This window comes from Vibrio sp. 2134-1 (genome assembly GCF_033339495.1).
Map to the genome: position 1 here is coordinate 290,481 of NZ_JAWOUS010000001.1, position 13,129 is coordinate 303,609.

Annotated in this window: 12 protein-coding genes, 1 pseudogene and 1 riboswitch; of the genes and pseudogenes, 5 read left to right on the plus strand and 8 right to left on the minus strand. The window is 39.0% G+C overall.

Annotated features, from left to right (window positions below; all coding sequences use genetic code 11):
* Positions 1-1,483: 1,483 nt before the first annotated feature.
* Positions 1,484-2,116: a hypothetical protein gene (locus tag R7R78_RS01370; protein WP_225472869.1), complete on the minus strand. Its 633-nt coding sequence runs from the start codon at positions 2,114-2,116 to the stop codon at positions 1,484-1,486.
* A gap of 1,405 nt (positions 2,117-3,521) precedes the next feature.
* Between R7R78_RS01370 and R7R78_RS01375 the strand changes: the two genes are divergently transcribed.
* The 3 genes from R7R78_RS01375 to R7R78_RS01385 are packed head-to-tail and all read left to right on the plus strand — an operon-like array spanning position 3,522 to position 4,571.
* Positions 3,522-3,806 carry a hypothetical protein gene (locus R7R78_RS01375; RefSeq protein ID WP_225472870.1) on the plus strand — a complete coding sequence of 95 codons (285 nt, stop codon included), beginning with the start codon at positions 3,522-3,524 and terminating at the stop codon, positions 3,804-3,806.
* Between the two features lie 18 nt (positions 3,807-3,824).
* Entirely contained in the window at positions 3,825-4,184 is a 360-nt protein-coding gene (locus R7R78_RS01380; RefSeq protein ID WP_225472871.1) for a hypothetical protein, read from the plus strand.
* A gap of 15 nt (positions 4,185-4,199) precedes the next feature.
* Positions 4,200-4,571 carry a hypothetical protein gene (locus R7R78_RS01385; protein WP_225472872.1) on the plus strand — a complete coding sequence of 124 codons (372 nt, stop codon included), beginning with the start codon at positions 4,200-4,202 and terminating at the stop codon, positions 4,569-4,571.
* Between the two features lie 76 nt (positions 4,572-4,647).
* Here the strand turns inward: R7R78_RS01385 and R7R78_RS01390 are convergent, their stop codons facing one another.
* From R7R78_RS01390 to R7R78_RS01405, 4 genes and pseudogenes are all read right to left on the minus strand, one after another.
* Complete coding sequence (locus R7R78_RS01390) at positions 4,648-4,893, minus strand: protein L (RefSeq protein ID WP_225472873.1); 246 nt, start codon at positions 4,891-4,893, stop codon at positions 4,648-4,650.
* 138 nt (positions 4,894-5,031) lie between these two features.
* Positions 5,032-5,925 carry a zinc ribbon domain-containing protein gene (locus R7R78_RS01395; protein WP_225472874.1) on the minus strand — a complete coding sequence of 298 codons (894 nt, stop codon included), beginning with the start codon at positions 5,923-5,925 and terminating at the stop codon, positions 5,032-5,034.
* 603 nt (positions 5,926-6,528) lie between these two features.
* A pseudogene (locus R7R78_RS01400) lies at positions 6,529-6,690 on the minus strand (ATP cone domain-containing protein); the annotation flags it as partial.
* Positions 6,691-7,237: 547 nt separating this feature from the next.
* Positions 7,238-8,527 (minus strand): site-specific integrase, encoded by a 1,290-nt coding sequence (locus R7R78_RS01405; protein ID WP_225472876.1) that lies wholly within the window; start codon positions 8,525-8,527, stop codon positions 7,238-7,240.
* A gap of 86 nt (positions 8,528-8,613) precedes the next feature.
* Positions 8,614-8,727: riboswitch (glycine riboswitch) on the minus strand.
* Between the two features lie 418 nt (positions 8,728-9,145).
* Between R7R78_RS01405 and R7R78_RS01410 the strand changes: the two genes are divergently transcribed.
* A complete protein-coding gene (locus tag R7R78_RS01410; protein WP_005377784.1) occupies positions 9,146-9,304 on the plus strand; it encodes a hypothetical protein in 159 nt (52 codons plus the stop codon).
* A gap of 31 nt (positions 9,305-9,335) precedes the next feature.
* Positions 9,336-10,070 carry a chromosome partitioning protein ParA gene (locus tag R7R78_RS01415; protein ID WP_031780983.1) on the plus strand — a complete coding sequence of 245 codons (735 nt, stop codon included), beginning with the start codon at positions 9,336-9,338 and terminating at the stop codon, positions 10,068-10,070.
* A gap of 89 nt (positions 10,071-10,159) precedes the next feature.
* On the opposite strand, the gene R7R78_RS01420 is transcribed toward R7R78_RS01415, so the two are convergent.
* From R7R78_RS01420 to R7R78_RS01430, 3 genes are all read right to left on the minus strand, one after another.
* The gene (locus tag R7R78_RS01420; RefSeq protein ID WP_005377782.1) at positions 10,160-10,543 is read right to left on the minus strand and encodes a hypothetical protein; all 384 of its coding nucleotides are present in this window, start codon (positions 10,541-10,543) and stop codon (positions 10,160-10,162) included.
* A 99-nt stretch (positions 10,544-10,642) separates the two neighbouring features.
* Positions 10,643-11,008, minus strand: a complete 366-nt coding sequence (locus tag R7R78_RS01425; protein ID WP_005385707.1) for a VOC family protein — start codon at positions 11,006-11,008, stop codon at positions 10,643-10,645.
* 146 nt (positions 11,009-11,154) lie between these two features.
* Positions 11,155-13,104 carry an LTA synthase family protein gene (locus tag R7R78_RS01430; protein WP_225472877.1) on the minus strand — a complete coding sequence of 650 codons (1,950 nt, stop codon included), beginning with the start codon at positions 13,102-13,104 and terminating at the stop codon, positions 11,155-11,157.
* Positions 13,105-13,129 lie beyond the last annotated feature (25 nt).

The following is a 13,129-nucleotide window of genomic DNA, read 5'->3' on the forward strand; positions in this document are numbered from 1 at the left end:
TTTTGCAAATTTTAGAGCTTATCACTATGAATCGTTTAACTGTTAGATATTAAAGTTATTGGAGTGGTTGTATCTGTCCAAACACAGACTTTTCATAAAAAATATAGGAGATTAACAGAATGCTATTTATAGAATGATGCTTGGTAAGGTGAAATTATTTTCAATTAATTTTGAAATGTTGTGATCTACCTAATCTTCCTCTTAGCTGAAACAAACACTTGTATTCTTGTGAAACCAGTCCGTAGAATGAACCAGTTTCATGGGAGGGTAGGAGTTCGGGAAATAGACCGCTTTTACTTCAATACCAATAAGAACCAGTCCGTAAACTGTACCGCTTTTCCTCATCTAATCTTAAAAAGCAGTCCGTGAACCGTACCGGAACCAGTCCGTAGTTCTGCCCTTATAATAATAATACGTTCACTTCGTTCTCTGTAATAATGACTAAAGCAATCCTTTCAGTCGCCAGCTCCTTACATTGACTGCTTTATAGTAATAATGCTGTGTCGTCTCTTCACTCCGTTACGCTGACCACACAACAACACTACGTTTATGTGTTCACTAACTCACTACGTTCATAAGTGAATATCGCTACGCTCTAACACAAACAGATTTTTATTCTTTATTAGAATATGTATAAGAAGATAACTAACACCATTCCACTACGTTCCATTGTGTTGTGTTCGCCTTGCTCACTAATAATACAACGCTACGCTTATGTGTTTTCTATGTTCACTGTGTTCACTAAGAAAAGAAACCCTGTCTTGTCTTTAAGCTCCGCTTACACATGTTGTGTGTTTATCACTTCGTGATAGTGAATGTGTTTTATAGCTCCGCTATCTATGTGTATGTAAGATTCACGATACAACCCACCTGTAAAGCTCATAGACAAGCTATTTCACTTTCCATGTGTGATGTGTTCATCTAACCCCTAAAGAGGCTGTGTGTTGCTTTCATAAATCTTGTGTTATTCAAAGAGTTCGCAGTGTCGTAATCCAACACATTGCTATACTTAACCTCATGATACTTTTAACTCTGTTCAACGCTGAGACATCACCATGAAACGTTTATTGCTGGCTGCTATGTGCTTACTTACGGCTACTGGACAAGCAGAAACCATCTGTAAAACCGATGCGATAGGAATAACACGTTGTAAGGACTCCAATGGGGTAGAGACAAGGTACAGGACGGACGCACACGGCACTGTTAGATCATCGGACGGAACAACGTATAAGGTTGACGCTCATGGAGCTATACGAGGCTCTGACGGCTCAATATATAAGACTGATGTAAACGGAATCATTAGAGATAACAAGGGTAATACTTGGCGTGAAGATACGCATGGTAAATTGAGGGGGTCGGACGGATCAATCTGTAAGAAAGATCCTCACGGTGCTGTAAGGTGTAAGGAGTAGGGAACATCTAATCGTGATGCCTTGATTTGGTTAGTTTTGAGCTTGGTAATAGTTTCTAGTCAACTTATTATTTAGATGAGTTCAGTGATTTCACCATCAATCACAGCCCATAACTTTCTGGCAAGGTCTGTTGCTTCTGGGGATGGTGCAGTTCTGTCCTTACTTCTTTCAATGCTGACTATGTTAGTCAATTGACGTGCAAATACCTCATTTAAATCTACTTCTGGGTCATTAGAACCTATATTTTTGATAAATGTTCGATACGCTTGTAATTCTTGAGAGTCCATTTGTAGCGTCTCATAGCTTTCTTTTCCATGTTCGAGGTAGATAAATAGTCCACCACAACCACCAGTGATCTGAGGGTGGTAAGTCTTTTTAAAACCATCTCCATAATTAAAGTAAACAGATTCAATATCATAGATAATTGCTTTATCATTTGCAGTGAGTATATAAGGTACAATTTTCTCAATATCCTTAATTACTCGGTTTCTACGAGGAGAAACAGGAATTAAACCGATCACATAATCTATTAACTCATGTTCATCTACATACTCAATTTTACCACTCTTCATAACTAATGAGGGGAGAGAGTTAGACGACATAAGATCATTTTGTTCAAACTCTAGGTGGATATTCTTGGGATTTCTTCGATCAAGGTGTCTACCGTAAAGGAAATGTATGTTGAGATCGTTTGTATAGGACATTTAAACTTCCTTAATTAAATCAGAGAATCAAATACCTTAGCACACTGAATAATCATGTTATCTAGCCTGCTCACAAAGCAGCATCAACATATTTACAGTTCTATTTATAGGTAGTTAAGCAGTACAGTTTATCAATGAAGCTTTATAGAGGTGTGCTAAACAAACCTCTCTATCCATTCTTACCCCACAGATTAAAACTTTTCATAAATGGTAATCAACTTACCAAAAATGCAACAATCGATACTGAATAATAATTCAATCAATGAATATAGACCATGTGTGCAATATAAATGAAAATACTCTGATATTAAGTCGATTTGTGCACTGGATGTGTGAGTGTGGGATAATTGGTGTGCAAATGCTTCTATGCGGCTCAGACAAGCGTTTTAGCGGTGAATTGGTGTAATTGTATTAATGTTGATTAGGACGTTGTGAGAGGACAGGGATAATGAACAATGAATTAGTAAATTCTAATTTATCTTTATATACGATGTTGGTGAGGTATCTATACAAAGATACCTGTTTTTGCAATGCCCCAATATAGTGCAAATAATTTCAAACTTTTCTTGTTCAAAACTCCCAACTTTAAAGATAGAAAACTATCGAAAATACACCATTCAACCTCAATTTATAAATATTAGAATAGCCTAATTTAACATAATGGATCTATCGCGCACTTGAAATGTTATTGTTACGGTAATAAAACGCTCGAATCCCTTACTGTATAAGGCTTGGTGTATGATTGTGGTTTGGTGCGCACATAATAATTTTTGTATTGTTTAATGAAATTATGTTGGTCACACCGTGACAATGTATTGTAGCTGCAACATCGTTGCAAAGGGTAGTGTTTAAAGCTTATGTACGCTTCTGAGAGAAGGTTAATTGTGTGAAGAATGCACTTGCATCGAGTTGTCCTAAAACGGCTGTGTGTGCTTGTACGGACGTACATAGAGTGGGGTGTTTGAATAGAGTGTCTTCTGTATGCAGGTAAGGTGCATAAATATTTCTACATTTCTACGATTTTCACATCTGGGCGTGTGTGCCGTGCTCAGTGAGTCGATCTCTCAATTTTGAACTTCAAAACCTTGCCAGCATTACCTTATCTATCCATTTAGATATTTTGCCATATCTACACCAGAGCCAATATTTTAAATGCTTATGTGTCAAATTTAATTTCATAAATATGCGTATTTTAAGAATAAATATGCTGTTTATGGTATAATTAGACATATAGAAATATTTCTATCCTTCCCGAACTAGTCCAAATACCCCAATTTTAAGCAGTACACCAAGAATTTTCATAAGATACTGAAATATAAGTAAATTATATTAAATATTGGCGTATTTACACAAAAGTAAGCAGCACACCTTTTTACACGATATTTCAGCACATCAAGGTATCCCAATGACAGCAAAACAACGCCTTGCAGAATTAATTCAATCAGATTTAAGAACTCTTACGTTCTCATTGATAGGTGATACACCAAGGATCGCAGAGAGTACGGTAGTCACAGTCTGGTTATTAGGTTTGAATCTAACTCCTAAGCAAGTGGTAGAGCTTCAGCCAGCCGTACACAACTCATCCCCGACACTAACAACCGTTTATAAGATTTCTAGTCGATTCAAAGACACAGTGAAGTTACTAAAGATCGAATCTCACGAACTCTACGCAAAAGCCAACCTACTATAAAAATAAGGAAACAACACAATGTCAGCCGTAACAGTGAATATCCCAGTTCAACCAAAAAATACAAACCAGCGAATTCTTGACCAACAGTTAGAGCAAATTCTAGACCTGATTACGCAGAAAAATAAAAGCTTAGGCGATCTCACGAAAGCATTCCCAAAGCTCACAAAGGTTATCCTCGACGCTGCCACAGGTAAGAACAAGGATATTTCAGGAGTCCAATTGAAAGCTGTCCAAATGGCGTTATCACTGGTTGGTGATCTGGAGAAGTCAATCAAGGAATCAGAACAAATCATCAAGGCACTTGAGAGTGTTAAAGAGGCAGAAAAGGTAACACCGAAATCGAGTGATAATAAATCTTCTCTTCTTCCTAAACTGTAATCGAGAGGTATAATTATGAAAATCCGATTTATTGGTGAGCACATCTCACTGCTGTACAGATACTTAACACACCTTGGTTACAGTGAAGAAGAGATCCAAGAGAAAGGGGTGTACTGTCCATTAATCAGCCTAACCTCTACCGATACTTCAGACGCTTTGTTTGGATTTCTTCTTACTGAGCATGAAAAACTGTTTAGCGTTCTTAAAACAGGTGGGTTCAATCATCTGGTGTTTGTACTACAGCAATTTGTTGAAAATACAGGCTTACCTTTTGCTTCTCCAACACAGGAAGAACTCATTCAAGCGTTCAATAATGCTGCGAAGCTCTACAACAAAGAGAAAGTTGTGGGATGTGAGATTGTTATAGGGTTTGCACAGAGTAATTAAGTGCGTACTCTGTGCATATAGTCAGCAAAAAGAGCTCTCTTTTTGGTAATAGATATGTAATTACTTTAACTCTAAACTAGTCCCCGTTAGTGTTAGTTCGTACATTCAGTTTCCATTTAACATCACCTTGTGAAGCTGCATGTTGATGATGGTTTTGAGGTGGAAATGGATCGCCTTTATTAGATGTGATTTCTTTTTTGCATCCGGTGCAACGATATATGCCTGAAATAGGCACTTCTGAACCTGGACTGTAAGAATTTTTCCAATGAGACTTATCAGCAATTGCTTGTGTTAAGTTCGACTTATCAATATACCAAGACATTGTATTTTCCTTGTTAATTGCATGTTCAGCTTCACAACATAAACCATTATGCAATCACACGCATTGATATACACCACATTTAGAATGGATGTCTTGATAAATTTAGTATTTAAATACAACTATATTTGATAAGCATGATCATTGAAGTGTCACCACCCAGTTACCACCTTTATCCTCAATCTCATATTCATAGTTGAAGTTGTTGCATACCACCGAAAATCCTCTAGATAATATCATTTCTCTAATTGCTGAAATTGAGTCACATTTATACCCAGTAAGTTGAATTAAACGTACCATCTGAGGGATTACTTCTGGGTGTTCCTTAACTCCTTTTGGTAGGTTCACTTCAGATTCAAGTAGTGGGTGAGTGATGGCTTGTTTCTTCGTTGTTTTTGTTGCTTCACTAGCATAGTAGGTAGAAACTTCTATATTGAAGTCCTTGCCGTTCAGTTTAGCTACATTAAACTTTCGGCGGTGTTCAATCGTTGCGGTTTCTTCATCCTTCCATTTACCTTGTTTAGCATTTTCTAAAGTTGACCAGATAACAGAAGTTCCATTGTTAAAGAAATGGCAAGCATAATCACTTTTAGTTCCTTCCGTATTAATGCTTACAATGGAAAACCTAACGTCTTCATTTTTTGTAGTTGTTAAGAGAAGGGGATTTTTGTTTGTAACTTCACCTATGTAGCTCTTGCAAATATCATCTTTGACTCTGGTGGATAGCTGACCAGTATCGTCAGTTACTTGTTGCTTGTTTTGGTTAAAAATGATTACCACTGCCAATGCAATTAAACCCCAAATCAACAACGGTTTACCTTTAGATGCTTGTTTTGCATTACTTTCTGGTTCTTTCTGAACGGTCTGCTCGTTTTTAGGTGTGTCGGAGGTTCGAGATTCTACACTGCTTTGTATGGGCGCACCTTCTTGTTGAGGTGGTGAAACGTTAACTTCCGTTGGACAACCACAGTTTATACATGCGCTTGCCTTATCGCTGTATTCCTTTCCACACTCTGTACACGTTATCAATGCCATCAACACACCCTAGATCATGTTCATCTAGTTACATATTTTAGTGCCTTAACCTTAAAGTAAGATTGCACTAGTTCAAAAAGTGTAGAAATTGCACTTATGGAAAAATTTCACAGAACTGTGTATTTATACAGTATTGGTATATTCTAGCATTTTGAGCAAGTGAGGATGTCAATATGAAGCTTACAGAGAACCATTTTACCAGACCGTTAAAATCTGCATTGCTCGTAGAGTACCGTTGTGAATGTGGTGAAGGTTTTTATCGTGTATCTCAAGACCACCCGATAACGAGACACAATCAGATCCCACACCTTTGTTCCAGCTGTAATCAATTAGTCTATTTTGCTGCGCCTTATCCCTTTGTAAGAATCAACAATGAACATGACTTTGTACACTGGCAAACGTTGAGAGGTGCAAACTTGAAAGGTTAAGTGACGCGGGGTAGGTAGACTTATTATGTGGGGGACTGCGGTTATTAGGGCGCTCAATACACAGTTTAGAAGCCACATTTGAAACATAAGCACATCTATCTTTCGCGCCGATTTCAGGTAAAAGTGCCACAAAAGCAATAAGAACAGAAGTATTGAATTCTTGAGGTTCAATATCCTCAATGCTGTCGACCAATGACAGTTCGACGGCTAAAGCGACATTTAAAGCATAAATAACAGTCTCTTTATCCAGTGATTTAGCAGCATTAACAGCAGCTTCAATTCTCGCTCTGTTAAAAGGAGCTTTCCTTCCGTCACGTTTTATTACTATTGGTTTCAAATGTACCTAGCCTCGCTAGAATAAACATATCAACTGTTTAAAAAACATGCTGATTCTTAAGAAGGTCGGTAAAGAGCCTTCTCTATGAAAACCAGATTATTTAGTAAGATACGTTAAAATAATCTTGTCCCCAGATTTATCAAAGTTTGATAGCTACAAAGCTATCCTGATGTTTGTAAATGTTTGATTTAATTCATGACAATTACTATTTAATGTCCTGAATGCTAAATTCTATTCTCTTTCGGCTTAATCGATAAAACACTCCTTATTTTGAACAGTAGGTAGATCATGTTCACCACCAATGCCCCCCAATCTTGTGAAGCGGAAGCTTCGATTAGAAGAGGTATATCTTTGTACAAAATATACCCAATGATAATGACTCGACTTAGTTTGTAGTTTGGATTCTTTCTCATTTGCGTATTACTCGTGCAAAGAGAAAGCCCTGAACTGGATTTCATGCCTGCCAGCGAGGAGTGACAGGTTAACTATATGATGGGGAGTATTTAACCTTTTTTCAAGAACCTACTTAAATTAGAACTATGTAATCTCAGTCACGGAGAGCGATGTTTATATCAAACTCCAGTTTCTCTATGATTTCCTGCAATAACCTAGGCTTATAGTCCTTACCGTAACGACCATATGTGATCGTTTCATCTGAATGACCCAACAGGTAAGAAGCTGGACTATATTCAACACCCAACTGTTTGAACTCATTGGCTACAGTGTGTCGGAAAGAGTGGAATGTCTTTTTGTAACGTTCATTCTTGTTTAGAACTTTATCACGCTGAATACTGAACCACTTAGAAGGGTATTTACCGTAACCATCTTCTGGTAAGTATTTGAGAGTAGGGAACACTAGCCCTAAAGGTAAGCTTTTAACGTAGTCGATAAACCCTAACTTAATTAATTTACTGTGTATCGGGATATTCCTAAATGCAGCTTTGGTTTTGAGCTTTTGATCCGGTCTATCTGCATTGATGGAGATACACCAAACTCCATCTATTTGCTTGATGTTGTCGGTATATAATTGACACAACTCATTAATTCTAGCTCCCGTGTACAAACCTAGTAGTGGTATCCAATAGTGCCAAGCTTCTTTGGGGGGCGTCTTGTATGGTTCTATAGTGAATAACTTTTTAATGTCTGAACGTGTGAAAACTCTCCTTTCTTCACTGGCTTTGATTTCTTTACGTACTTGCAACTTAGTGAACGGGTTTTTATCTGATTTTTCATTCAAAACCAACCAGTCAAAGAAACCGCTAACCACCTTCAACGTGTCGTTAATCGTATGAATACCGATAGGTTTATCACCAAAAGCAATAATTTGTTTAATCGGTTTCCCTTTGTAACGTGGGTTGTTGTTGATATTGGGCGGTAGCTGCACAAGTTGGTGTTTAAATGATAAGGCATCATCACGGGTGAATGAGTTAATCCCTTTGTCTTTAACAATGCGCAGTAGTAGTTCAAGTCTAGACCGATACCGAGCTAGGGCTTTTGGAGATACCCTATCTACTGTTTTAGCTGTCAGAAATAACTCTATACATTCGGAGAGTTTCGGCTCTTTCTTTTTTACTTGCTGCTTAGCATTTACTTGGGGTCGCTCTGCTATAAATTGATTAGTTACAACAGGAGTCTGTGACAATGTTATGTATTGGAGTTGAAAGAATTCTCTATCGTAATTTGCAGTATGTTTCGTTGCTAGTATTACAGCCTCACGAGGGTTGGTTGTACGAAGAGAAAAACGTACAACTTTAGCATTTTGATAGTGATGTTGAAGGTGGGAGGGGATTCGTCTCTGATAGTAAAAGGTGTTGTTTCGTTTGGTGAGATGTCTCATTTAAATGTACCCCAAAATGTGGGTAACATCTAAGAAAGTTAATAATATCAGATAGGTAACTCTAGAAATTTAAATCTCCAGAGGTTCCTCCAACTACAGTCCCCGCTACCTAGGTAGCACCTGAAATAGTTAATTCTTCGGCGAGTTATGCTGATCAAATGTTAAAATTTGATTAATAACCACTCTCCTGCAGTCTTCATCGGAACAATTACTCAATTAAATGAGTAAAGGTTAGTTAATGATGCTGGTCATCATTAACGTGTGAACTCTATCATGTTTTTGGTCTATTTCAACACCCTATGTCAATTTATTTTTAATGAAATAACCTCATCAATTTTCATGAAGGTATGTTTGCCAATCTTTTTGTGCGAGTCACGGCATAAATAAAATTTATTGGGTTAGGGAATGGAACCCCAAAACATTTCAGAACGATAAATGTGTTTCGATTGTTACGACATAAGTTATTCAATTAAGGACACAAAATTGATTAAAATCGGAGCACTTATTTTAAAATCTACGCTAAGTTGACCTTATGGTACGTATAAATGGGTTACAATGAACCTTTGTGAAACAGTCTACGGACCTAGGCAGTTTTTCATGAGTGGACAAGGAGGCGGTATGACCAGATTATTAGCCATTGCGGTGTTGATTGCAGTAGCATTTGTGCTGTTTCGTTATCGAACCAATGAAAAAGTCCAAAAAGCGACCGTTATAACATTAATTGGCGCATTTCTGATTTATACAGCATCAATTATGTTTGCGGAATTGATCCGCTAGCAAAGTAAAAGAGTCCTTGGAGTAGTATACGGTGAGTTCTCAGAACAAAATGGAAGAGCAAGACGACGTAGTTGTCATTGAAGAGCGTGACAAACGTACGCATATCTATATCGCAATCGCTGCGGTGTTAGGCTTGGCATTTGGTGGCCTTGTTGGAGCGGTTGTCACTGCGAACAAGTGGGAATCGACTTACCACGTATTAGAAGAAAAGTATCAAGCACTAACGCAAGATAAAACCCAGTTGGCATCTCAAGTAAAAGTGCGTGAAGAGGCGCTTGACCAAGAGATACAAAACCAAGTTAGTGAGTTACTCGCCGCGAAAGATGAAGCTCATCAGAAAGCACTTAAGAAGTTGCAAAAGCAATTGACTGAGGTCGAGAAGGTTAACTTGTCACTAGAGTCTCAATTGAAGCAGCAGGCAGATAAGATCAACACGACGAAGTCAGAAAATGAGAAGTTGAGTCGTCAAGCGGATATGCAAGCGACTATGTTTGAGCGGTCCCGCGAAGTATTCCAGAAAGAGCTAAAAATTTCGCAAGAATTAGAGTCTCTCGAGAAAGAACGGTCGAAATTATTACCTAAGATTGAGAAACTCAAGAAAGAGTGTGACGTATTTTTAGAAGGCAAATCTTGGGACGTGAAGTCGGACGCGTGTGATAAACATGACGAAGCTAATTCACGACTAAGTCAGGTCGATCAAATGATTGAAGTCTATAAAATGGACCTCAAACAAATCAAAGCAATAACGGAAGATATCGGCCTTTAAGTCTTTTGTATCCGATTTTTGAAAAGCAAAAGGAGCTCTTTAAGAGCTCCTTTTTCGTTGTTAGCTATGACTTTAAGGCTGCTCGTATATTAGATTCGTGAGGCGTCATAGCCTGAGGCGAGCAGGAGCTCTCGTTCGTGTTTAATCAGCTGAGCTCGATCTTCAATTAGTTCATTGAGTGCTTGAGATGGCTTACCTGCTAATGCTTTGAACGAAGCAAAAGATTCCGCGGTGTCGATTTTATCAATCATCTGACTGATGACATTACGAGCCTCACACGGGTTACTCGTCGTTGTAAAGTATTCTACTTGCTTTGCTGCCGATTTCATCTCAGTTAATAGCTCAAGCGGGCTACTTTCTTTGGCTACTGCCATGTAGTTATCCAGCACGCGCTTTGCATAAAGCAGTTCTTTGAGGGGGATATCTCTTCCGCTCTCGATTAGGGATTCGCTAAGGATCATACTTGAGCTCATGGGCATTCCTTCTTATTACTACGCCGCTTTTAATGTTTCCTTGAGTCTAATTTATTGAAGTCACATTGGGAATGGGTAAAAAGCATTTTTAACGCATTTTTATTCATTTATGAAAACACGAATGCGATGCTTATCTGGATCGATAGCCATAAAATTTAACCCATACACTGATGTCGCTGGTGGTTGAACAAACTCAACACCTAGGTCTTTCCAGCGCTTGTAAATGCGCTCTAACGTATGCCTGTTGGGCACTGATAAAGACAGCTCGGTGCCACCACCTCTAATTCCGCTGTGGGGTGAAAGATTATCTCTTTGCTTGAGTGTCAACGTTAAGCCTTCGGTCAGTGGAATAGCGGCGAAGGTTGGAGACAACAGCGTGACTTTGCGTTCGAACAGTTTCGAATAAAAAACTTGGCTTATGTGGATGTCCTCAACGTAGAGAACGAATGAATTGATAGTCAGCATGGTTTGTTCCTTAATCAATTAGAAATAGTAGGGGCAATCTAACGGAAAGGAACGACAGGAGTTGTCAGTAGAACATTCTCGAAGGTAAGTGACAGAATAAGAAAAAGGAGCCGTTTAGCTCCTTTTTATCAGCGGAATCATTGGTATTAATGAGTGTGTTTGGAAGAATACCAGTTGTTTTGATACGCTTTAGATGCAAATAATGCGTTTGCTTTTGCACGCTCGATAATAGACTCGTCCACCTCTAGCGGCTTCATGGTTTGGTCTTTAAAGTCGTACGTCAGGGTCGATACCTTTTCACCAGGGGAAAGCACAACGAGATTGTCGCGCGTTAAATAACCAAAGTTTTTGTCGTATTGCATCATTGCGCGCTCATCTTCGCGAGCTAGTGGCTTCGTTAAATCACGACCAATCATCGGTGTTTTAGCATCTACCCCAATTAGAGATAACAGTGTAGGCGGCATGTCGATGTTGTTTGCTATGCGGTCATCTTTACGTGGTTGAATGCCTTTACCAAGGATCAATGCTGGAATGTGAAAGTGCTTAACCGGAACAAGGTTAGCGCCAGAAACACGTGCATCATGATCTGCAATTACAATGAAAATGGTATCATCCCAATAAGATGACTTTTTCGCCTTTTCAAAGAAAGTGCCCAAAGCGTAATCGGAATATTTTACGGCGTTGTTACGCGTCATATGTTCTGAATCGTATGGCTCAATTTTGCCTTTCGGATACTCATAAGGGCTATGATTACTTGACGTAAAAACTAAGCTAAAGAAAGGTTTGTCGCTTTTTGAAAGGCGTTCAAACTCTTCGTTTGCTTTGTTATATAGATCTTCATCACTAACACCCCAAGAGCCAACAAAGCTTGGGTTGTTATAATCATCTTCTTCTACTATTTGATCAAAACCGTTACCAAAGAAGAAAGTTTTCATGTTGTCAAAGTTGGCTTCACCGCCGTAAATAAATTGCGTGCGATAGCCTTGAGCTTTCAGTAAGTCCGCGATGGTAAAGAAACCCGTTTGGCTTTTACTCAGCTTCACTACCGCGCGAGACGGAGATGGAGGAAAGCCCGTGGTTACGGCTTCAATTCCACGAACAGAACGAGTACCAGTGGCGTACATTTGTGTGAACTGCCAACCTTCCTTCATGAGTTCATCAAGGTTTGGTGTTAGAGGCAAACCACCCAAAGCACCGACAAATTGGGCGCCCAAGCTTTCTTGTAGCAAAATCACTAAGTTTTTATGTTTACCTTGGTAAGTCGCGGGGTTACTGTTCATGGTTGGGAGTAATGAAGGGGTGAAGTCGGACTTTGTTGATGAAGTGCGAACTAATTCCAACATCTTTTGAGTGTCCATTTTTCCGTAGAACTGCTCCGCGCTCTTTTCTGACTTCATGCTATTAACCGCAAACAACAATGAGTAAGATGAGTTCAGTGCTAAGTCGTTAAGCAGTGGATCGTTAGAAAAGGCGACCATAGCAGGATTTAGCGGGCGGTGACCTAAAGATGAGCGAGCACCTGCAACCCCAAAAAGAACAACGAAAAGTGCCAATAGTGGTCGCCATTTCCAGTTGACCTGCTGCGCCTTATCGGTCAGTTTCTTACTCCACTTCCAACCTAAAGTGATGGTTAAAACTGTACCTAACGCACCAATAAACAGTTCTAATTTGTAGCCAGTCCAGAGCATACTCAAGACTTCTTTTGGGTAGATTAAGTATTCCACAAACAGGCGGTTTGGACGTAGGTCGTATTCCTGAATGAATGGCGCTGTTGCTAGCTCCATGTATACAAGCACCCAAAGCCCTAAAACCATCCATATGCGTAATATTCGCTTCCAACACTCTCCCATCTTACCGGTTAATGGCATGAAGGTTGATAACAGTGCTGGAAGAATAAATAACCAGCAAAGCGTTGCAATATCTACGCGCAAACCTTGACCTAGGATGTAAATTAAGTCGTTTAGAGAGTCAATACGGTCAATCTGCCAAAAAGCTAGCAAAACTCTTGAGATAGACAGAAATAGAAGCGAAAACAAAGAAAAGGCAGCAATTGGCTGCAAAGGCCCCCACACAGAGCTCTTTGATAAGTTTTTCATATTTATTCGAATAGTTTAATTGTTA